General features: G+C 70.1%; 17 protein-coding genes, 1 tRNA gene and 1 pseudogene. 10 read left to right on the top strand and 9 right to left on the bottom strand.

Annotation, left to right across the window (positions count from 1 at the left end; genetic code table 11):
- Positions 1-89 precede the first annotated feature (89 nt).
- The 5 genes from ACWEPX_RS20600 to ACWEPX_RS20580 form a co-directional block, all read right to left on the bottom strand.
- Entirely contained in the window at positions 90-4,775 is a 4,686-nt protein-coding gene (locus ACWEPX_RS20600; protein WP_451898802.1) for a hypothetical protein, read from the bottom strand.
- Positions 4,776-4,788: 13 nt separating this feature from the next.
- Positions 4,789-6,465, bottom strand: coding sequence for an energy-dependent translational throttle protein EttA (gene ettA / locus ACWEPX_RS20595; protein ID WP_451898801.1), 1,677 nt, complete (start codon positions 6,463-6,465; stop codon positions 4,789-4,791).
- Between the two features lie 105 nt (positions 6,466-6,570).
- Positions 6,571-6,960, bottom strand: a complete 390-nt coding sequence (locus tag ACWEPX_RS20590) for a single-stranded DNA-binding protein (protein WP_451898800.1) — start codon at positions 6,958-6,960, stop codon at positions 6,571-6,573.
- Between the two features lie 102 nt (positions 6,961-7,062).
- Positions 7,063-9,051: a cytochrome c oxidase assembly protein gene (locus tag ACWEPX_RS20585; RefSeq protein WP_451898799.1), complete on the bottom strand. Its 1,989-nt coding sequence runs from the start codon at positions 9,049-9,051 to the stop codon at positions 7,063-7,065.
- 47 nt (positions 9,052-9,098) lie between these two features.
- On the bottom strand, positions 9,099-10,256 hold the full coding sequence (locus tag ACWEPX_RS20580) for an MFS transporter (protein ID WP_451898798.1): 1,158 nt from the start codon (positions 10,254-10,256) through the stop codon (positions 9,099-9,101).
- Between the two features lie 65 nt (positions 10,257-10,321).
- On the opposite strand from ACWEPX_RS20580, the gene ACWEPX_RS20575 reads away from it, so the two are divergent.
- Positions 10,322-11,365 carry a LacI family DNA-binding transcriptional regulator gene (locus ACWEPX_RS20575; RefSeq protein WP_451898797.1) on the top strand — a complete coding sequence of 348 codons (1,044 nt, stop codon included), beginning with the start codon at positions 10,322-10,324 and terminating at the stop codon, positions 11,363-11,365.
- A 103-nt stretch (positions 11,366-11,468) separates the two neighbouring features.
- A tRNA-Arg gene (locus tag ACWEPX_RS20570) sits at positions 11,469-11,541 on the top strand.
- A gap of 366 nt (positions 11,542-11,907) precedes the next feature.
- Here ACWEPX_RS20570 and ACWEPX_RS20565 read toward each other — a convergent pair.
- Positions 11,908-13,047, bottom strand: coding sequence for a recombinase family protein (locus ACWEPX_RS20565; RefSeq protein ID WP_451898796.1), 1,140 nt, complete (start codon positions 13,045-13,047; stop codon positions 11,908-11,910).
- A 49-nt stretch (positions 13,048-13,096) separates the two neighbouring features.
- Here ACWEPX_RS20565 and ACWEPX_RS20560 point away from each other — a divergent pair.
- Positions 13,097-13,450, top strand: a pseudogene (locus ACWEPX_RS20560) (helix-turn-helix domain-containing protein); the annotation flags it as partial.
- Positions 13,451-13,606: 156 nt separating this feature from the next.
- Here the strand turns inward: ACWEPX_RS20560 and ACWEPX_RS20555 are convergent.
- Positions 13,607-14,950: a helix-turn-helix domain-containing protein gene (locus ACWEPX_RS20555; protein WP_451898795.1), complete on the bottom strand. Its 1,344-nt coding sequence runs from the start codon at positions 14,948-14,950 to the stop codon at positions 13,607-13,609.
- Positions 14,951-15,380: 430 nt separating this feature from the next.
- Between ACWEPX_RS20555 and ACWEPX_RS20550 the strand changes: the two genes are divergently transcribed.
- From ACWEPX_RS20550 to ACWEPX_RS20525, 6 genes are all read left to right on the top strand, one after another.
- Entirely contained in the window at positions 15,381-15,518 is a 138-nt protein-coding gene (locus ACWEPX_RS20550; RefSeq protein ID WP_451898794.1) for a hypothetical protein, read from the top strand.
- Between the two features lie 3 nt (positions 15,519-15,521).
- Positions 15,522-15,791 carry a hypothetical protein gene (locus tag ACWEPX_RS20545; RefSeq protein WP_451898793.1) on the top strand — a complete coding sequence of 90 codons (270 nt, stop codon included), beginning with the start codon at positions 15,522-15,524 and terminating at the stop codon, positions 15,789-15,791.
- 115 nt (positions 15,792-15,906) lie between these two features.
- A complete protein-coding gene (locus ACWEPX_RS20540; protein ID WP_451898792.1) occupies positions 15,907-16,167 on the top strand; it encodes a hypothetical protein in 261 nt (86 codons plus the stop codon).
- Positions 16,168-16,182: 15 nt separating this feature from the next.
- A complete protein-coding gene (locus ACWEPX_RS20535; protein ID WP_451898791.1) occupies positions 16,183-16,812 on the top strand; it encodes a hypothetical protein in 630 nt (209 codons plus the stop codon).
- A gap of 5 nt (positions 16,813-16,817) precedes the next feature.
- Entirely contained in the window at positions 16,818-17,294 is a 477-nt protein-coding gene (locus ACWEPX_RS20530) for a hypothetical protein (protein WP_451898790.1), read from the top strand.
- A gap of 539 nt (positions 17,295-17,833) precedes the next feature.
- Entirely contained in the window at positions 17,834-18,919 is a 1,086-nt protein-coding gene (locus ACWEPX_RS20525) for a macrolide family glycosyltransferase (protein ID WP_451898789.1), read from the top strand.
- Here ACWEPX_RS20525 and ACWEPX_RS20520 read toward each other — a convergent pair.
- Positions 18,909-19,289: a YchJ family protein gene (locus ACWEPX_RS20520; RefSeq protein ID WP_451898788.1), complete on the bottom strand. Its 381-nt coding sequence runs from the start codon at positions 19,287-19,289 to the stop codon at positions 18,909-18,911. The two genes, ACWEPX_RS20525 and ACWEPX_RS20520, sit on opposite strands and share 11 nt — an antisense overlap.
- Before the next feature lie 137 nt (positions 19,290-19,426).
- On the opposite strand from ACWEPX_RS20520, the gene ACWEPX_RS20515 reads away from it, so the two are divergent.
- Positions 19,427-20,371: a glycoside hydrolase family 11 protein gene (locus ACWEPX_RS20515; protein ID WP_451898787.1), complete on the top strand. Its 945-nt coding sequence runs from the start codon at positions 19,427-19,429 to the stop codon at positions 20,369-20,371.
- Here ACWEPX_RS20515 and ACWEPX_RS20510 read toward each other — a convergent pair.
- On the bottom strand, positions 20,368-21,249 hold the full coding sequence (locus tag ACWEPX_RS20510) for a class I SAM-dependent methyltransferase (RefSeq protein ID WP_451898786.1): 882 nt from the start codon (positions 21,247-21,249) through the stop codon (positions 20,368-20,370). The two genes, ACWEPX_RS20515 and ACWEPX_RS20510, sit on opposite strands and share 4 nt — an antisense overlap.
- Positions 21,250-21,251: the final 2 nt, after the last annotated feature.

Raw genomic sequence — 21,251 nt, 5'->3', positions numbered from 1 at the left:
GGGCGCGGCATGCCGCCCCTGGACAGTTCACCAGACGGTGACGACCTCTTAACCCGCCGCCGGAAATCGGCCCCTGCCAGGCACAACGGTCATCCGCCGTCGATGTCGGCCGGGGCCCAGCCGGACGAGCGGTGCCGCCCGCCCTCCTCCGGCCGCCACGCCAGCCCGCGGCTCGGCGGCGGCGAGTCGGGGTCCGCGGCCCGCGCGTCGGCGGCCCAGCTCGGCCCCGCCTCCTCCCGGGCCCGCCGCGCCGCCCGCCGCCCGGTGCCGGGCGGGTCCTCGGGGGCGCGGCGGCGTCCGCCGGTGTCGGGGATCGGCCTGCGCGCGGCGAGCGCCGCATCCAGCGGACTCGGCCGCTCCCCCTCGCTGCGGCTGGTGGGGACGGCGCGGTGCTGGTCCGCGGCCTCGTCACCGGACCGGGCGGCGGGGAAGGCCGGACGGGCGTCGTCGGGCCGGGTCGGGAGGCGCGCGGGGCCGCCCGGGTCGGGCTCGGGGTGCCTGGCCGCGGGCAGGGACGGGCGCTCGGGGTCGTCGGCCTGGGTGGCCTGGAAGGCGGCCAGCGCCTCGGCGAGGAGGTTGGCTAGATCGCTGGAGGACCGCTCCCGGCGACGGGGGCGGTCGGTCTTGTCGGCTTGCTCTGGTTCGGCTTGCTCTGGTTCGGCGGCGGGCGGCTGGGGGGTGTCCTCGACGGGTTCGAGCAGGTCGTCTTCGGGGAGGGGGCGGCCTGCGCGGCGCAGCCACTCGGCCATCGCGGGGGTCGGGCGGGGGATGACGGCGGAATCCCGGCGCTTGACCGGTTTGTCCACTGTAGAGGGCTCCGGCTCCCCGGAGACGAGCTTGCTGAGCCGGTCGAGCAGGCTCGCGGCGCTGGGGGCGTCGTCGGAGTCCGGCTGCGCGGGCGGGATCTCAGCGGGCTCGGGCCGCATCGGCGGGATCTCGGCGGGCTTGGGCGGCACCGGGATGGCCCCGGGCTCGCGGGTGGGCACCTGGTCGGGGCCGGGCTCGATCGGGGGGATCTCGTCGGGGGCAGGCTCAACCGGCGGAATCTCCCCCGGCTCCGGGACGGCGGGATGACTCGCCCGGGCTGGCGACGTGTCGGCGGAGCGACGTCCCCGAGCTGGCGGAGTCTCGGCCGACTCGGAGGCGGCGGTGTGGCTTCCCCAGACCAGCGGAGCGCCCGCCGGCTCAGACGCCGCGGAATCACCTGTCCCGACCGGCGGGACATCACCCGGTCCAGAATCAGCAGAATGGCCCGCCCGACCCGACGAGCCATCGCCCGACTCGGGGGCGGCGGAGCGCCTTCCCCAGGCCTGCGGGATGTCGCCCGACTCGGGGGCGGCGGAGCGGCTCCCCCGGGCCTGCGGAATGTCGCCCGACTCGGGGACGGCGGAGCGGCTTCCCCGGGCCTGCGGAATGTCGGCCAGCTCAGGGGTCGGGGAATGGTCTGTCCCGACTGGCGGGACATCGGCCGGTGCGGGCACGGCGGAGTGGCCCGTGCGGGCCGACGGAACATCGCCCGATCCGGAGGTGGCGGAGTGGCTTCCCCAGACCGGTGGCGCGTCGGCCCCTGCGGGGAGGGCGGAGTGGGTTCCCTGGGCTGGTGGGATGTCGGCTGGGTCGGGGGTGGTGGGGTGGTTCGTCTGGGTTGGGGGGAGGCGGTCTGAGGTCCGGTTGTCCGGCTGGGTGGACCGGGAGTGGGCTGGGCCGATGGTGAGGTAGGGGTTGAGGTCGTCGTCGGGGGCTCGGCGGCGGCCGCCGCCTGCGGCGGTGATGCCGAAGCGGCTGAGGACCTCGTGGGCGTCGGAGGGGGCTGCGGCGCGGCGGTCGCGGCGGGAGGGGCGCTGCTCCTGGTCGCGGGGCTGCGGCTGCTCGACCGGCAGGTTGCGCCCGGCAGCCGGGTCGACCGGCAGGCGCTCGACAAGCGAGTCGACCGGCTGGCTGCGCCCGGCAAGTGGGTCCAGGCTCCGCTCGGCAAACGAGTCGACCGGCAGGCTCCGCTCGGCAAGCGGGTCCAGGCTCCGCTCGGCAAAGGAGTCGACCGGTTGGCTGCGCTTGGCAAGCGGGGCGGCGGGCTGGCTGCGTTCGGCAAGTGGGTTCACCGGCTCGCCGCGGAGGACGGCGCGGGCTACCTGCAGGAGGGTGTCCAGACCGCGGGTCACGCCGACGGCGACGTGGTTGGCGACTGCGGTGCGGACGGTGACCGGCCTGCCGACCACATCGGCCAGCCACGGCCCGCGACCCGCCTGTTTGCGGATGATCGACGCGAACTGCTCGGCGATGACCGTCGGTGTGCGCGGCAGCAGCACGGCGAACTCACCGCGGTCGCAGCGGACCAGGTCGGTGCCCGTGGGCGCCAGATCGCGCACCCGGGACGCCAGTGCGTTGATCATGGCGTCGTCGCCGACCGGGAGCGCGGGCTCCTCCGGGTCAACCGCCTCGGGATGGCCGATCGGCTCCACCCGCACGAGGATCAGGGTGAACCCCCCGTCCTCCCGCGCCTCCGACGGCCCATCCGGTGCCTCATGCCGACCCACGGATGACATCTCCTTCTCCGCTCCCGGCCCCTCGGGGCCCGACGGGACGCGCTCGACTGGATCATGGCGGTGCTCAACCCCGCCCCACCCAGGCACCCCCACGCCACCCCCGGACGCCGCAGCCTCCCCACCCGCTCCCCCGAAGAACCTCCCCGCACTCGACCCGAAGGGAATGGACCGCCCCCGAGGAACCTCCCCCGCCGACTCACCAGCATCGGCGACCGGGGGTTCAGCGGACAAGTCCCCAGCCTCCCCCGAGATGCCAGGCTCGAACCCGAGCCGACCCAGCGATCCGGCAACCCCGACCGAATCCGACGATTCCCGATGCGGCGACGCAAATGATGGGGATTCGGGGTGCGGTGATACCGATGGGTTTAGGGGTTCGGGGTCCGGCGGGTCTAGCGGGTTTGGGGATTTGGCGCGGGGAGTCGTGGGTGGGGAGGGCGTGAAAGGGGACGGGTCTGCGGTTGTCGGGTGGGAGGCGTGGGGAGAGGGCGGCGGGGGGTGGAGCGGGGCGGGGGTGTCTTGGGGTGAGGCGAGGGTGCCTTCGGGAGAGGCAGGGGCGCCTTGGGGGGAGAAAGGAGTGCCCTCGGGTGAAGAGAGAGCGCCTCCAGGAGAGGCATAGGTGCCTTGGGAAGAGAAGAGAGTGCCTTCGGGAGAGGCAGGGGCCTCTCGAGGAGAGGAGGGGGCTTCCTGGGGAGAGGCGAAGGCGCCGTGGGGAGAAGAGGGAGTGTCCTGGGGAGAGGGGAGGGCGCCTTGGGGAGAGGTGGGGGTGTCTCCACTAGAGGACACAGTGCCCTGGGGTGGGGAGGGGCGGCGGGAGTGGGTGGTGAGGGGGATTGTGGGGGCGTGGGGTTGGACGACTGTGTTGAGGAGGGCCGCGCCTTGGGTGGGGTTTGTGGTGGGGGTGAATTCGGTGGTGAGCAGGCGGCGGGCTCGGGTGGTGGTGCGGTGGTGGCGGTGTTCTGCTGCGCGGGCGGAGCGGAGGGCGTGGAGGGCGGCTACCGGGTGGGCGGCGGATTCCTCGATGTGTGCCAGGAAGGTCCACGCATCGGCGAGGGTGGATTCGAGGGTGTGGCGGGTGGCGGTGTCGATGGTGTCCAGCAGGAGGGTGCGGCCGAGGTCGGTGCGGCCTGCCGGTAAGTGGACGCGGGTCGCCACGGCCAGGCGCAGCCTGGACACCGCCGGGGCGGTCGTCGCGCGGACCGGTTCGGCGAGCAGGGGGGCGCTGGCGGCGATCGCCTCGTCGAGGGCGCCCTCGTCGAGGAGGGCGAGGGTCAGCTCGTGGACCAGCGCCGCCCGCACGCCCGACGGGTCGGGGTCGGCGCCGTCCGGGTGGCGCAGGATCGCCAGGCCCTCGTTGGCGGAGTCGGCGGCGGCCTCGGTGTCGCCGTAGCGGCGGTGGTAGGCGGCGGTGTGGGCGCAGACCATCGCCCGCTCGACCCGCCGCCGCGCCGGGGACAGCGCCTCATCGGCGGAGATCAGGCGGTCGGCCTCGGTGAACGCATCCTCGACGTCATCGCGCCCCGCCACGTGCGACAGGCAGGAGGCGAGCTCGACCATCGCCCGGGCGGTCGTGGTCGGCGACACCGCGGCCTCCGGACCAGCCGGGTTCCCGGCCGCCACGGGCACCAACAGGTCGGGCAGGGGGTGCCCGACCTGGGAGTGGCCCGGCTGCGGCGCACCACCCGCATCCGCTGGGTACGACCCCAACGCGAACCCCTGTGACGTGCCCGACGGGGACCAGCCCGAGGACGGGCCCTGGCCGGTCGGGGTCGATCCCGGCGAGCCTGCCTGCGGGGTGCCAGTGGGGGGCCAGCCCGACGATGGGGCGCGGTCAGCCGGGTGCGGCCTGAGGGTGGCTTCCTGCGACGTGGTCGCCGAGGGTGGGTCGGTGAGGGCGGGGCGGAGGATTTCGGAGCCGGTCAGGGGGTCGCCGAGGGTTCGGGCGCAGGTGGCGAGGGTGGTGCGGAGGGCGGTGACCTCCTCGGCCCGGCCGGTGGCGGTGGCGAAGCGGAGGGCGGCCACGGCTGGTTCGACCGCTTCGGCTGGGCGGCCGAGGGCGGTGAGGCCCGCCGCGAGGAGCGACTGGCAGGTCAGTCGCTCCTCGGGGCCGACACCGTGATCAATCGCGCAGGCGGCGAACTGGACGGCCAGTTCCGGGGCGCTCCACCGCAGCCGGGCGGCCGCGGCCACGAGGGCCGCGCCGTCCGCCGCGGGGTCGTCGGTCCAGGCCGCCACGTGTCGCCGACCGTCAGTCTCGGGTGAGCTTGCGGTAGGTCACCCGGTGCGGGCGGGCCGCCTCCGCACCCATCCGGTCGATCTTGTTCTTCTCGTAGCCCTCGAAGTTGCCCTCGAACCAGAACCACTTCGCCGGGTTCTCGTCGGTGCCCTCCCACGCCAGGATGTGGGTGGCCACGCGGTCGAGGAACCAGCGGTCGTGGGAGATGACCACGGCGCAGCCGGGGAACTGCTCCAGCGCGTTCTCCAGCGAGCCGAGGGTCTCCACGTCCAGGTCGTTGGTGGGCTCGTCCAGCAGGATCAGGTTGCCGCCCTGCTTGAGGGTGAGCGCCAGGTTGAGCCGGTTGCGCTCGCCGCCGGACAGCACGCCCGCGGGCTTCTGCTGGTCCGGTCCCTTGAACCCGAACGCGCTGACGTAGGCGCGCGAGGGCATCTCGACCTGGCCCACCTCGATGTAGTCCAGCCCGCCGGAGACGACCTCGAAGACGGTCTTCTTCGGGTCGATGCCCGCGCGGTTCTGGTCGACGTAGCTCAGCTTGACCGTGTCGCCAATCTTGACCTGGCCAGCGTCGGGCTTCTCCAGCCCCACGATGGTCTTGAACAGCGTCGTCTTGCCGACGCCGTTCGGGCCGATCACGCCGATGATGCCGTTGCGCGGCAGGCTGAACGACAGGTCGTCGATCAGCACCCGGTCGCCGAAGCCCTTGCGCAGGTGCTCGACCTCGACCACCACGTTGCCCAGGCGCGGCCCCGGCGGGATCTGGATCTCCTCGAAGTCGAGCTTGCGGGTGCGCTCGGCCTCGGCGGCCATCTCCTCGTAGCGGTCCAGGCGGGCCCGGGACTTGGTCTGGCGGGCCTTGGCGTTGGACCGCACCCACTCCAGCTCGTCGCGCAGCCGCTTGGCCAGCTTGGCGTCCTTCTTGCCCTGGACGTCCAGCCGCTCGCGCTTCTTCTCCAGGTACGTGGAGTAGTTGCCCTCGTACGGGTAGAGCCTGCCGCGGTCGATCTCCAGGATCCACTCGGCCAGGTTGTCCAGGAAGTACCGGTCGTGGGTGACCGCCAGCACCGCGCCCGCGTACTGGGCGAGGTGCTGCTCCAGCCACAGCACGCTCTCGGCGTCCAGGTGGTTGGTGGGCTCGTCGAGCAGGAGCAGGTCGGGCTTGGACAGCAGGAGCTTGCACAGCGCCACCCGGCGGCGCTCGCCCCCGGACAGCTTGCTGACCTCGGCGTCCGGCGGCGGGCACCGCAGGGCGTCCATCGCCTGCTCCAGCTGGGAGTCGAGGTCCCACGCATCGGCGTGGTCGAGCTCCTCCTGGAGCTTGCCCATCTCCTCCATCAGCTCGTCGGAGTAGTCGGTCGCCATCTGCTCGGCGATCTGGTTGAACCGGTCGAGCTTGCGCTTGGTGTCCCCAACCGCCTCCTCGACGTTGCCGAGGACGGTCTTCTCCTCGTTCAGGGGCGGCTCCTGCTGCAGGATGCCGACGGTGTACCCGGGCGAGAGGAACGCATCGCCGTTGCCCGGTTGGTCGAGCCCCGCCATGATCTTGAGCACGCTGGACTTGCCCGCGCCGTTGGGACCGACGACCCCGATCTTCGCGCCGGGCAGGAAGGACAGGCTGACGTCATCGAGGATGACCTTGTCCCCGTGCGCCTTGCGCACCTTCCGCATGGTGTAGATGAACTCGGCCATGCCCGCGATCGTAGAGCGGCGGGGCGGACGGCTTGACCGCGGCAGGGTGCTTTGACCCGGGAAACCGCCGCCGCTGTCGGCTGCTCGACCACGGCCATCACCCGTTCAGGCGACCGCGGCGAGCGCGGCAGGCTCGTCCGCGGTCGCTCGCAGCCGGTCGTTGGCCCTGCTCAGGTCCAGCCCCAGGTGGTAGGCGTCGATCTGGACATCGCGCTTGTCGGCGAGTTCGCCGCTCTGCCCGTAGATGCGCATCCGCCCGTGCACGATGACCGGATCGCCGCGTTTGAGCGCGGAGAGCGCGTTGTCGGCCAGACTGCGCCAGCAGTGCACGGAAATGAACATGACGTTCCCGTTGACCCAGTCGTCCTTGTCCGGGTCGTAGCGGCGCTCGACCGTCTTGAGCCGGAACCGGACCCACGACGCGCTGTCGCCGGTGCGGCGCTGGACGGGGTGGTCCACGACCCAGCCCGCCATGGTCACCAAGGTCTCGTACATGTGCTGCTCCCAGTCGTCCCGCGGGCCTCCTGCGGGCCCGATACGACCAGGTTGGCGGGGCCGGTGGTGGCGCGGCCACCTCGATTTCCCGCCTGTGGACAACTACTGCTGCTGCCGGTCGGCCAGCTTCTTCAGCATGGCGTTGTACGCCTCCAGGTCGTCCGAATCGCCCGAATCCATCCGGCGGTCGGACCGGCGGGCCTCGCGGTCGTCGGCCCTGGCCCACTGCACCAGCAGCGCGATCAGCACCACCAGCAGCGGGATCTCCCCCGACGCCCACGCGATGCCGCCGCCGAGGCGCTGGTCGGCCAGCAGGTCGGTGTTCCACGGCAGCGCGAGCCCGCGGTAGAACGCCTCGCCGATCACCGTCTGCATGCCCATCAGCACCACGCCGAAGAAGGCGTGGAACGGCATCGAGGCGAACACCAGCCCGAGCCTGCCCAGGTGCGGCAGGCGCCGCGGCGCCGGGTCGACGCCGATCACCGGCCAGTAGAAGATGTAGCCCACGATCAGGAAGTGGGCGTTCATCGCCAGGTGCGCCCAGTGCTGCGGCAGCGCCGAGTCGAACAGCCCCGACAGGTACAGCCCGTAGAACGAGCCGATGAACAGCGCCAGCGCCACCACCGGGTTGGTCAGCACCCGGGAGATCGGCGAGTGGACCAGCGCGAGCAGCCACTCGCGCGGCCCGGGCGGGGCGTCGGCGCCCGCGGCCGGGAGGGCGCGCAGCGCCAGCGTCATCGGCGCGCCCAGCACCAGCAGGATCGGGGCCAGCATCGACAGCATCATGTGCGACTGCATGTGGATGCTGAACATCGCGGGCGCGTACTTGCCGATCCCCGACGAGGTGGCGAACAGGATGATGAAGCAGCCCACCAGCCAGGCGATCGTCCGCCCGAGCGGCCAGGAGATGCCCCGCGCCCGCAGCTTGCGCAGGCCGAGCAGGTAGAGCCCGGCCATCGCCAGCGCGAGCGTGCCGAAGATCAGGTCGAACCGCCAGTCGAACAGCAGGTTCGCCAGCGTGGGCGGCTCGGTGAGCGGGAAGCCCAGGGCCAGCTCGACGGACCCGGGCACGTTCAGGGCCGACTCCGGTGGCGGCGTGCGCGCCAGGCCCGCCGCCAGGCCGAAGGTGACCAGCATCAGCAGGACCTCGCCCGCGGCCAGCCGCATCAGCGGGCCGCCAGCGCCCTTCTCGACCACGGCCTTGACGCCGCGCTCGCGCTGGAAGTAGCCGAACACGCCCAGCACCACCAGCGCCACGCCCTTGGCCACCACGAGCAGGCCGTAGGTGCTGGTGAACAGGTCGGCCAGGGGCAGCCGGACCAGCGCGTTGATGATCCCGGACGCGGCCATCGCGATCCAGCAGACCAGCGCGATCTTGGAGAACCGGGTGGCCGCCAGCGGCAGGTTGGCCCCCGCGCGCCTGCCGTGGGCCAGCAGCGCGATCAGCCCGCCGACCCACAGCGCGGCGGCGACCAGGTGCAGCAGCAGGCTGTTGGTGGCCATGTCGTGCGAGCCGCCGCTGGAGGAGTGCCCGGTCACCGCGACCGGCGTCATCCCGAGCAGGGCGACGGCCAGCAGCACGACCGTCCAGCCCCAGGTCAGCACGAACCGCGTGCCGACGAACACCGCGAGCGCGACGACCGCGGTCAGCAGCCACGCCTGCGCCTGCGACAGCGCTCCGATCAGGGAGAACAGGGTGTCGGCCGGGAGGATGTCGAACACCGAGCGGCCCACGGCGTCGGCGGCCAGGAACGGCCCGGACAGCAGCGCGCCGAGGAACCACAGCCCGGCTCCGCCGCCCGCCCAGCGCAGCGCGGCGTAGCCGCCGACGTCGAGCACGCCGGACTTCTGCGGGGGCACCAGGAACGCGGCGAAGAGCAGCGAGCCGATGGTGACCACGCTGCCGACCTCGGCGACCACCCGCACGACGGTCAGGCCGTGCCGGGTGAAGGCGTCCGGGGTGGGCAGGCCGAGCAGGTCGTAGAGGCCGTCGCCGGAGAGCGAGACCAGGGACGCCGCCAGGATGGCCGCGAGCCCGATCCCGACCGCGATGAGACCTACGACACCGCCTGCGCGCTGGGGCTTGTCCACACCTTCGAGCGTAGTCCGCGAATGATCGCCGGCCGAGAGCACGTGTTTCACACCGTCGCGGTTTCCCGCTTGGCCGCGGCCCGGGCGGCCAGCGCCGTGGGGGCGATGGCGCAGGCGATCATGCCCGCGACGCCGAGGGCGACGGCCAGGTCAGACAGGTGCGCGATCCCCCCGATCAGCGGCGGGCCTGCGAGGAAGCCGCTGTAGGCGATGGCCGAGACGAAGCCGATCTCGCGCTCGCCGCCGGTGCCGTCGGCGCGGCGGCCCGACGCCGCGGCCAGGTCGAGGGCGACGGGGAACATGTAGGCCAGGCCCGCGCCCGCGAGGGCGAAGCCCACGAAGGTCAGCGCGGCCGACGGCGTGGTCGCGGTCAGGACCAGCCCGCCGCCCGCGACGAGCGCACCGACGACGAGCAGGCGCTCCGGGCCGAAGCGGCGCTGCGCGACCTCCCCGAACAGCCGGGTGACGGCCATGGCGACGGAGAACCCGCCGTAGACGATCGCGGCGGTGGCCTCGCTCATCCCCCGGTACTCGGCGGCGAAGAGGGCCGACCAGTCGGCGCTGGCCCCCTCGGCGACCGCGGAGAACAGGGCGACGCCCGCGAGCAGCCACAGCATCGGCCTGCGGAAGGGCGCGGGCCCCGGGGTGACCGCCGCGGCCTGCTCGGTGCGAGCCTCGTTGGGGACCTGGCGGGCGAACACGGCCAGCGCCAGCACGACGACGGCGCTGACGACCAGCAGGTGCTCGAACGGCGCGACGCCCAGGTGCGCGGCCAGCGCCGCGCCGCTGGCGCCGAGCAGGCCGCCGAAGCTGAAACAGGAGTGGAAGATCGGCATCATCGGCCGCCCGGTGGCCCGGATGACGGTCACCGCGGCCACGTTCATCGCCACGTCGAACGCCCCGACGCAGGCGCCGAGCAGGACCAGCGCCAGGCCCAGGGCCAGCGGCGACGGGGCCAGGCCCAGCAGCGGCAGGGCGGCGGCGCTGGCCAGCGTCGACGCGCCGAGCACGCGGCGGGCGCCGAAGGCCGCGGCCAGCCGCCCGGTCACCGTCGCCGCCGCGATCATGCCGACGCTGCCGCCGAGCAGCGCCAGGCCGAGCGAGCCCTCCGCGGCGCCGATCTGCGCGGCCAGCGCGGGCACGCGGGAGGCCCACGAGCCGAACACCGTGCCGTTCAGGGCGAAGAAGATGAGGACAGCGACCACCCGGCCATGGTAACTGAAGCGCTTCAGAGCCGCGGGGTGATTTCTGCGGCGGTTAAGGTGGCCGGGTGGGACGGGAACGGCGGCCGACCCTGGACACGGTGGCCCGCGAGGTGGGGGTGTCCAGGGCCACGGTGTCGAACGCCTACAACCGCCCCGACCAGCTCTCGGCCTCCCTGCGCGAGCGGATCATCACCACGGCGGCGGCCCTGGGCTACGCCGGTCCGGACCCGGTGGCCCGCAGCCTGGCGACCCGCCGCGGCGGCGCCGTCGCCGTGATGCTCGGCTCCCGGCTGTCCTCGGCGTTCTCCGACCCCGCGCTGTCGATCGTGCTGGACAGCCTGTCGGACACCCTCGACGTCGAGCGCTCCCTGCTGCTGATGCCCGGCATCGCGGGCGGGCCGCGCCGGGAGAGCGTTGCGCGGGCGCATGCGGACGTGGCGGTGGCGTACTCCCTGCCGGACGACTCCCCGGCGCTGGCCGAGGTGAACCGCCGTGGGCTGCCGCTGGTGGTGATCGACCAGCCGGTGCTGCCCGGGACCGCGCTGGTCGACGTGGCCGACCGGGACGGGGCGGCGCTGGCCGCCGAGCACGTGGTGCGGCTGGGGCACCGGGACGTGGGCGTCCTGGCGTTCGCCCTGCACCCGGACGGGCTCATCGGGCCGCCGTCGGCCGAGCGGGTGGCGACCTCGCGGTACCGGGTGACGCGGGAGCGGATGGCGGGCTACCTGTCGGTGCTGGACGCGCCGCCGGTGTGGGAGGCCCCCGGCTGCCAGCGCGACCACGGCCGCACGGGCGCTCACTGGCTGTTGCAGCGGACACCGCGACCCACCGCCCTGCTGTGCATGTCGGACGAACTGGCGATGGGCGCACTACGCGCCGCGCACGACCTGGGACTGCGCGTCCCCGCCGACCTGACGATCGTCGGATTCGACGACACCCCGGCCGCCCAGTGGGCCGACCCCCCGCTGACGACGGTCCGCCAAGATCTCGTCGCAAAGGGCCGCATGGCCGCTGACCTGGCGATATCCCTCCTCGACGGCGCAAGACCGGGCCCCCAGCGGACCCTCCCCACCACCCTGGTGGAACGCGCCTCGACCGCCCCCAGATGACGGATTCATCACCCAACCGGCTCGACGGAGAAACAGACGGACCGCCTGCGGCGATCACACCCTTCGAGACGGCTACCCTCGGGCTACGGGGCTGTCGTCCCACGCCCCTGTAGCTCAGCGGATAGAGCAGGAGCCTTCTAAGCTCTTGGCCGCAGGTTCGAGTCCTGCCGGGGGCACCCAAGAGGTCTTACTCGAACTTGAGGCTGCGCTGGTGGCGCGGGCTTGGGGGATGAGGTGGTGGAAGGGTTCGGCGTGCTCGGTGTTGGCGACTTGGGAGGTGTCCGGGTCGCTGTCGCGGGCGTTGATCATGATCTTGGTGTAGAGGGTGTGATTGAGGGCTTGCCGTTGGGTGGGGTTGGCGGCCTTGTAGAGGGCGTGGGGGCGCTCTAGGAGCCCTCGGGCTGTGGCGAGGATGGCGCGGCCGGTGTCGGTGCTGGTGGCGAGGTTGGCTAGCTCACCTTTGATCCTGTCTTGGTGGGTGCGGTTGGTGATGATGCGCTCGCGGAGTTTGTCGGTAGGCCACGCGGGATCACCGACTAGATCTAGGTAGTGATCTTCCTGGGTGGAGAGTTCTCGAGGCGTTGTTCCAGGGCGGTGCGGTGGCTTTCGAGGGTGTGAGTAGAGTCGGCGAGTTCGCGGTCGAGGATTTCTTCGACCCTGGTGCGAAAGTCTTGGGGGAACACGAGCGTGGCCCAGTGGGCGGTGACGGCTTTCTCCACGTGCCCTACCGCGAGGTACGGTAGGTCGCAGATGCGTGGTTGACGCCCGCGGCAGAGCCAGTATTCGTAGATACCTTTGGCGATGCTGATGATGAGGCGGTTTCCGCAGCGGGCACAGTACAGGGAGCCTTTGAGGTAGTGGTGGTGTCGGCGGTTGCGGGTGCCTGCCCCGGAGTGGGAGTCCAGGACTTTCTGGACCCGGTGGAACAGCTCCGGGGTGATCAAAGGCTCATGGCGGCCTTGGTACTCCACACCTTTGAAGGTGACATAGCCGAGGTAGTAGCGGTCGCGTAGCATGGTGGCGACTTTGCTGCGGGCGATGGGGCGCACTGGCCGCTTCCCGTGCGGTAGCGCCATCAATCCAGCATCCACCAGCATCTGGTGAACAGTTTCGAGGGTGTGCTCCCCACTAGCCATCAATTCAAATCCTAGGCGCACCAGGGGTGCGCGGTCAGGGTCGATAGCCACCGTGGCGACGTGGTGGCCGTCGTGGTTTTCGTGGACGTTGAGGTAGCCGATTTTCGCCCGTCCTGGTGTGCCACCGATGGTGGCCTTGGCGACGAGTTTGCGGGAGGTTTCTCGCCCATCGGCAGCGGAGCGGAACTCGTTGACCGCGGCAAGGATACCGTGCAACAACTGCCCTGCGGGGGTGTCGTCAATGCTTTCGGTCGCTGACACCACCCGCACGCCCGCGCCGCGCAGTTGCATCATCATCATGGCGTCATCAAACCGATTGCGGTTCGCCCTAGAGAGCGAGTCCACGATCACATACTCGCCATCGCCGCGCTCGCGAATGAAGGCAAGCATGCGCTGGAACTCCGGGCGTTTGTCTACGCTGCGCCCGGATATCCCGGCGTTTTTAAACTCCGCGACCAACTCCACGCCCATCTCGTGGGCTTTGGCTTGGGTGGCGCGCCGTTGGGCAGGGATGGAGATGCCCTCGGGGTCAAACTCGCGTCGCACTTGTTAACGCTAGAGACCCGCAATAGCGCTACCCCACGCGGGCGCGGCTGTGTCTGCTTCGGTGTGGTGTTCTTTATGTTCATGGCGCGCTTTTCTTCTTTCTGTGGGTGCGGGGAGGGGTTTTCTTGCTAGCGTGCCGGCTGATCGTGATCAGCAAACGCGCGACCCTGGAAACATCCACACTCGGCCGCTGCTGCCCGACAACAACAATCTCCCGATCCCCCGCGCGGCTAGCGCGCGGGCGCGAGGGGCTGCGGGGCGGGGCTTTCGGGTGCGTGCCCGCCGCCAGGAGTTGGGCGAGAGCCAAGAAAAGCTCGCCGACCGCTCTGGGTTGCACTGGTCCTTTTTGGGCCAAGTTGAGCGCGGGACCCGCAACGTGACCTTGCACAGCATCCTGCGCATTGCCGAGCTCTGCGCCTTGATCCGGCGGTGTTGGTGGAGGGCTTGCGGGCACCTCAGGCCGACCTCGGCGATGAGGGCTAGCCCACCGCCCCAGGCGTGTTTGCCCGTGGAGTGGTTGCCGTCCAAGGGGGACTTGGGGCGGTTGGTTTTGTTGCTGTTACTGGGTTTCTGGGTTCGCCCGTGTGTCCGCGGTGAGTTCGCGGTATGCCTCCACAAGGTCCACCGCTTCGGGGACGTCGCGGCCGGAGACGGCGCGCACCACCTCTTGTGCCCTCCAGTGGTTGGAGGGCACCACGCGCCCGGACTCTATGGCGCGCGTAGCGTGGGTACAGGCTTCATCGAGCCTTCCGCTCGCGGTCAAGGCGAGCGCGAGATCGAGATAGGCGGACGCGACCCGGCGCGGCCACCTTGATACATCTGGGTCAGGGTCAAGCCGTGCCAGGGTGTCGCGGGCGTGGTCTTCTGCTGCTGGGTCACCGGCCCAGGCCAGCGTCGTGGCCGTATACGCCACCGCTTTAGTCGGGTCATAGCGGTAGTGGTGCTCGGGACCGTCCACCTGTGTTAGGGGGGCGATGAGTTTGTGCACACGCCCGATGGCTTCGATGGCCCCTGCCCGGTCCCCGAGCCTGGCAGCCGCCCGGCCTTGCTGGGCAGTGGCCTGAATCGCCACCGAACTCCCGCGCGGGGCGTGATACTGCGCTGCCCGTGAAAGTTCCAACGCCCTAGGATGATCGCCCTCAGTGAGCACGCGCCAGGCTTCGGTTTCCAGCGCCCAAGCCCGGATCTCCCGATTGCCCACATGCCCGGCAAGGCTAGCCGCTGTGGCCAGGTGCGCACCCGCGGCCCGCGGGTGGGTCAGATCAATATGGACCGTCGCCGCCAACAACGACAACCACCCGGCAACCGTGATCAACCGGCGCCGCTGCCCGAGGGTGGCGCGTCCGTCCATCAGCGACATGGTGTATCCCACGTACTGACGCACCCTGACCAACAACTCTGCCGGGGGCGTGACGGGGTAGGCCATCGCTAGCTCATCGAACGCGGATTCCAGCCGATCCAACACGGCCGCCGTCACATCAGTTGCGGCGACCCGGCGGGCTAGCTCCCACGCCAGCATCAAATCAGCATCGTGTTCCACCCCCACCACCGGCACACCACCACCAGCCCCACCGCTGGTGGGAGAGCGCCACGCATCGGCCTGGGCGCGTGCCCGCGCCAGCTCGCCCGCATGGGCGTCGGCCTGGTGCGCAGCGATCGCCGCCCGCAGCTCCCCAAAAGCAGAGATGAGCGCCCCACCAGCGCCCACGGCCGTATCGATGGCTGCCCACCACTCCGGGCTACTAGGGGCGCGCCCGCGCTCCGCGTGGGCGATGGTGGAGCGATCGACAAACACCAACCCCGCCAACTCCGCTTGTGTGAGCCCAGCAGCCCGCCGCACCGTCGCCATGCGCGCGCCTAGCTCGCGGCGCTGACCAGTTAGCGCGTCCGGTTCTCTCACCATCTGGGCCTCAGCCCCTCCGCAGTAGCTCACGGGCTCGCGCCCACCAGCGTAACGCGCTGGCGGGCACCGGCTGTGGCGTCGTGTGTGACAACCACAGCCACCCCCGTGCCCACACCCACCACACCCGCGCACGGTGAACCCCCTCAGGCCAAACACGAGAGGGGTTCACCCGTGGCTGTTGTGCTACTCACCGCTACTGCTGGGGCAATCGCCACCACCCGCCTAGCCCTCCGCCTTCGCCTTCGGGGCTGGTCGCAGTGACCAACCACCAACCCACCCACACCGCCAGCGGCGCAACCTCCAGCGGCGAGGGCGAGTCGTGGGTCTTTGACCTGGGGTTAACCACCGAACTCTCGGCCGCGAACCGCCACATCACCGACATGATCTCCACTGCCTCGATGCGGACGCCGGGCGCAAACCCCCACCCACCGTGGAGGCTGAGCACGAGCTGGCCCTGGCCCTGGCGCGCTTGGCGCGGCGGATCGAGCAACGCGCCTACCAGCGCACCCACCCAGACAGCCACCAGCTCCCGCTCGTGATCGAGCAACGCACCACCAGCAGCGGCTAAGCGGTGCTGCTGGTGGTGGATCTCGTCCTGGTTGCGCTCATCACGGCCCCCATCCTGCTTGCGGCGCTGGTGGCGCTGGTCTGGTGGCTGATCGCCGACGCCCGGCGAGAACGCCGCCGTACCCGCACAGCGGTCGCCGCCGCCCGCCGCTACCACCGCACGAGGCGGTCACGGGACTACACCTATCAGGTGCTCTACAGCCATGACCCCGACCTGCTGACGCATCAGCGCCCGCACTGGCCCACCCGAGACCCGGACACGGAGGAGCGGTAGAAGACGTCGGCGAAAGGGCAGCGTTGCCTGGGCGAAGCTAGGTTGTTTGCGTAGTGGATCAGTCACGCTAGGGTGGCCCCTGGTCTTGGATCGTGCGATCAGGAACGAGGTGCGCATGGTGGGGATCGACGGGGTACGAGCGGCCATCAATGAGGCTTGCTCGCTCACTGGTGAAGCAGTCACAGCGTTTGACTCGGCTATCGCCGACCTAGAACAAGCCGCAGGAGAGCTATCCGCGACGGTCCGCGCCTCTGCCCGATCTGACGGGGAAAGCGCTGTAGCAGCGATCCAACAAACCATCGAGCTACTCAAGCAAGCAAAACAGGCGGCACTAGCAGCAACACACAACGCCACCACCTACTCAGCAACCATCTAGGAGGCCTCGTCGTCGGTGAGTCTGTTCGAGGACATTCTGGCGCGACTGCACACCATCGCCGGCACCATTGACCACGCCCACACCTGGATAGCGAACGCAATCAACCTGCTCGAACAAGCCCGCAACCTTTTCGGCGACACCACCCGCGGTAGCACAAACCCCTACCCTCCTGCCGCCCTGCAAGCCTTCCAAGCCGCGCTCGAAGCAGCCACCGAAAGCCACACCACTCTAAGCCACGGCAAACACACCCTCACCGGCTACACCGGCAGTATCGGCCAAGCTGGCACCGGTAAAACCAGCCACAAAAAGCAAGCAGGCAAGCAGCAAAAGAAAGACCCGGCACCTAAGAACGAACGTAATCGCCCCAAAGGTAACCAAGGTGCCGGACTGGAGATCCCGCCGGGGGAGAAGAAGAACAAGTGGCTTCACGAACGCGCCTCACAACTTGGGTTCACGCGACGCATCTCACCGGTCGGGTTCGGACGAGACACCCACGGTCAGCCTGTATTTGAGAACCCTAAGACTAGGATGTATATCTCCCCTGATGCTACTGGCCACAACCTGTTGAATGGGTGGAAACTCTTTAACAGGAAGAAACGGCGCATTGCCACCTGCGACCCGGACCTTAACCCCATTAAAGAGTAGGAATCATGTTCAAGATTGAGATGCTGGACTATATCCCTTGGCCGGTGGCCGAAGATGATGATCCACGACCGCTGAAAGCTGGCCGGCTGATTGCCGGGCCGTTTGACGAAGTCTTTAGCGTTCTTCTTGTCTTCTGGAATGAAGCCGACTATTGGGAAAGCTGGCTCGATCAGCTAGTTCGCCTAAATAATGGAGCAGAACGCGCCTATTTGATCAATCACGTCCCAGTCCCTTCTGATCGAGAATCTATCGGCGGCTTCCCTTTGTATCGTTTCGGCGATATGGTGCGGATGCAAGACTGGCCCATCCTGGCCGAAGATGTGCAAGGCGAAATCGACCTTGCTTGCCCGGAAATTGCAATGGACCCCTATAGCTCAACCGATGAGGACGGCCTACAGCTAGCAGAGTGGGAGTTCCCGCTAGCTGACATCACCGAGTTTCTCGCTACCCAACACCTACCCAAGCAGTCCAAGCGCATCTAGAAGCGAGGGTTCACGGATACTGGTCTCTCCAGAGGAGAGGACAGCATCCGCCACTTGCCTATCCAAGCTTTTGAACAAGCCGATACACACTCGCCCTGCTCACCCCATACCGGGCAGCGACCGCTGTCGGTGACACTCCCGAATGCACCGCGTCCACCATCGCGGCAAGCTCACCGGTGGTGAACCGAGAAGCAAGCGCCCGCGAACTAGGACGCACCCGCACCGGGCCAGCCTGCACCGCCTGCCGCGAACCGATCCGCCCCCCGCCGCCACATCCACAGCCTTCTGCAAACGTTCTAGCAGGTCAGGCCGGTTCGAGTAAGCCACCACCAGGGGCACCGCACTGCGCGAGCGGCTGGTGCTCGGTGCGCCTTCTCGGCGCGGGCGCCAGCCGTTTCGTCTGCTGATCTCCTTCTGCTTGCCCGTGCACATGGCGGAATGTTCCGGTCTACGGGATAGGCGAGGCGCTTCGCGGTGGCTGGAATTCGGGTGCTGTGCGGGTGGGGTGCTGCCATCATCGGGATGGCGGGAGGTGGGTTGTGGAGATCCTGTTCGTCGTCTTGGCTGGGTATGGGCATGTGACGCCGGCGTTGGGGTTGGTTGAGGAGTTGGTGGGGCGCGGGCATCGGGTGCGGTTTGCGACTGGGGTGGAGAACGCGCGGGCGGTGATCGCTGCGGGGGCGGAGTGGGTGGAGGTGCCTGCGCTGGCGCCGTTTCGGGCCGATGGGGAGGTGTTGGCCGGGTGGTTTCGGCACTATTTCGCGGCGATGCGGGCGGTCTATCCCGTCTTGTTGGAGCATTGCCGCGGTAGGCGGCCTGAGGTGATTTGCTACGACGCCACCAACTGGCCCGGGCGGATCGTGGCGGAGGTGTTGGGGGTTCGGGCGGTGCGGTGCGTTCCCCATCTGGCGTCGAATGAGGTGTTCCGGTTGGGCGTGCCTGAGGCCGCTCACGTGGTGGCGGAGGAGTGCGGGCGGTTCGGGGCGGAGTTCGGGGTTGAGCTTGATGTGGTGGGGACGCTGGATAGAGCTGAGGCGACGAATCTGGTGTTCGTGCCCCGGGAGTTCCAGCCCGCCGGGGAGAGCTTCGACGGGAGGTTCCACTTCATCGGGCCGTTGCTCGGGCGGCGGGCCGAACAGGAATGGGAGCCGCGGTTTCCCGAGTTGCCGTTGCTCTACGTCTCGCTCGGGTCGGTGATGAGCGATCCGGAGGTCTACCGGGCGTGCGTGGCGGCGTTCGGGGACGGGACCTGGGAGGTGGCCATGACGGCGCAGGGCGTCGGGGAGGTGCCGCCGACGGTGGTGGTGCAGGACTGGTTCCCCCAGCTCGGGGCGCTGCGGCACGCCACGGCGTTCGTCACGCATGCGGGGATGAACTCCACGATGGAGGCCCTGCAGCGCGGTGTCCCGCTCATCGCGGTGCCGCAGACGCCCGAGCAGGAGGCGAACGCGGACCGCATCCAGGAGTTGGGGGTGGGCGAGCGCCTGTCGGACCTCGACGACCTGCGAGCGGTGGTCGAGCGGGTCGCGGGCAGCGGCGCGGTGCGGCGGAACGTGGAGCGCATGCGGGCGGCCATCGCGGCGGCCGGGGGCGCCGGGCGCGGGGCGGACGTCATCACCGGATGAGGCCGTCGACGTAGAGCCACTGGCCGTTATCGCGGACGAACCGGCTGGTCTCGTGGAGGGAGTCGCGCACGCCGCCGGGCAGCCGGTAGTGCGCGCGGAACTCGACGGTGCCCTCGTGGTGCAGCAGCCCGCCGTCGGTCGTGGACAGGATCTCCAGGCGCTCCCAGCGCTGGCGGGGGTCGAGGGTCAGCTCGGCGGGCCGGGTGCTCGGGTGCCAGGTCCGCAGGAGGTGGTCGCGGTCGCCGACGGCGAAGGCGGTGTAGCGCGAGCGCATGAGGGCTTCGGCGGTCGGGGCGCGCAGGCCGGCGTGGACGCGGCCGCAGCACCGGGCGAGCGGCACGGGGCGGCCGCAGGGGCACTTGGCGGGCATGGCCGCCATTATCCCCCAAGGATTCTCGATAAATCGAAACATCCCCGAAAATTGTTGACCACCCCTTCGCCGCCAGCCGATACTGACGCCATCGCCGGCGCCGGTCATTGCCACTCCTGGACAAGGGGAGCCAGCACATGAAATCCACCATGAGGCGGCTGGTCGGCCGCGCCTGCGCGTTGGCGCTGGCCGCGACCGCGGTATTGCTGCCGGGCACGGCCAATGCCATCACCACGAACCAGACGGGCAACCACGGCGGCTACTTCTATTCATTCTGGACCGACGCCCAGGGCACGGTCTCGATGGAGCTGGGCGCGGGCGGGAATTACAGCACCTCCTGGCGCAACACCGGCAACTTCGTCGCGGGCAAGGGCTGGAGCACCGGCGGCCGGCGCAGCGTCAGCTACTCGGGCAGCTTCAACCCCTCCGGCAACGCCTATCTGACCCTCTACGGGTGGACCCGGAACCCGCTCGTCGAGTACTACATCGTCGACAACTGGGGCACCTACCGCCCGACGGGGACCTACAAGGGCACCGTCACCACCGACGGCGGCACGTACGACATCTACCAGACCACCCGCTACAACGCGCCCTCCATCGAGGGCACCAGGACGTTCAACCAGTACTGGAGCGTCCGGCAGTCGAAGCGGACCGGGGGGACCATCACCTCGGGCAACCACTTCGACGCCTGGGCCAGGCACGGGATGAACCTGGGCAGCCACGACTACATGATCATGGCGACCGAGGGCTACCAGAGCAGCGGCAGCTCCAACATCACCGTGGGCGCCTCCGGCGGCGGGGACGGGGGCGGCGGTGGCGGCTGCACCGCGACCCTGTCCGCCGGCCAGCAGTGGAGCGACCGCTACAACCTCAACGTCGCGGTCAACGGCGGGAGCAACTGGACGGTGACGATGAACGTGCCCTCCCCCGCCACGGTCCTGGCGACGTGGAACGTCACCGCGTCCTACCCGTCATCGCAGCAGCTGGTCGCCCGGCCCAACGGCAACGGCAACAACTGGGGCCTGACGATCCAGCACAACGGCAACTGGACCTGGCCGTCGGTCTCCTGCAGCACCGGCTAGCCCCGGGCGCGGGGCCGGGCCAGGACGAACCCGCCGAAGTCCCAGATGGGCTCCGGCCGCTCGCCCAGGTACCGGTCCCGCGTCTGCGGGATGGTCAGGTCCTCGGCCGCGCGCAGGCCGAGACCGGCGAGGTAGTCGGCGGTGCGGCCCTCGGGGATGCCCGAGCGCCACGGCTCGCCCCGGCCCGCCACCCAGCGGGCCACGGTGATCGCGTTCTCGTTGTCCGAGGTGCCGTCGAGCACCTCCTGCCAGCAGTAGTCGAACACCAAACCGCTGTCCGGGTGCTGCGTGGCCATCCAGCGCAAGGTGCGTTCCACGCCATCGGGCGTCAGGTAGGGCGCGACGCCCGACCAGATGACGATGGTCCGCACAGCCGGGTCGAAACCCTTGCCCGCCAGGGCTTCGGCGAGGTCCTGGTGGTTCAGGTCGACCGTCACGTACCGCACGTTCCCCGGGATCCGCTTCACCACGGCCCGCAGGCGCTCCCGCTTGCGGGCCGAGGTGTCGGGGTGGTCGACCTCGTAGACCGTCGTCCCCGCCAGGTCGCGCGCCAGCCGGTAGGCGCGGGAGTCGAAGCCCGCGCCCAAGATGACGACCTGGCTCGCGCCGTCGGCGACCTCGTCGCGCAGCACCTGGTCCATGTGCCGGGTCCGCACGACCTCGTACCACACCGCGCCCGGCCAGGCCCGCAGCAGCGCGCGGACCAGCAGGCCGCGGACACCGGGCACCTTCACCAGCGCGACCGCGCGCGGCGACCACGGGATGAACCGGGCCGCCATGAAGTCCGGCCCGCGCAGGCCCTTGTCGGGGAGCAGCGCGCCCGCGGCGCGCAGCAGGGTCGCGGCTTCGGCGGTGGAATCGGCCACTCGGTCGGGCACTG

It is taken from the genome of Actinokineospora sp. NPDC004072, from assembly GCF_053604195.1.
This window is presented reverse-complemented; position numbering and strand designations above follow the sequence as displayed.

Coding starts and splice junctions, on each gene's coding strand:
- ettA (WP_451898801.1), bottom strand. CDS start 6,465: ATGGCCGAGTTCATCTACACCATGCGGAAGGTGCGCAAGGCGCACGGG.
- ACWEPX_RS20590 (WP_451898800.1), bottom strand. CDS start 6,960: ATGTACGAGACCTTGGTGACCATGGCGGGCTGGGTCGTGGACCACCCC.
- ACWEPX_RS20555 (WP_451898795.1), bottom strand. CDS start 14,950: ATGGTGAGAGAACCGGACGCGCTAACTGGTCAGCGCCGCGAGCTAGGC.
- ACWEPX_RS20540 (WP_451898792.1), top strand. CDS start 15,907: ATGGTGGGGATCGACGGGGTACGAGCGGCCATCAATGAGGCTTGCTCG.
- ACWEPX_RS20530 (WP_451898790.1), top strand. CDS start 16,818: ATGTTCAAGATTGAGATGCTGGACTATATCCCTTGGCCGGTGGCCGAA.
- ACWEPX_RS20520 (WP_451898788.1), bottom strand. CDS start 19,289: ATGCCCGCCAAGTGCCCCTGCGGCCGCCCCGTGCCGCTCGCCCGGTGC.
- ACWEPX_RS20515 (WP_451898787.1), top strand. CDS start 19,427: ATGAAATCCACCATGAGGCGGCTGGTCGGCCGCGCCTGCGCGTTGGCG.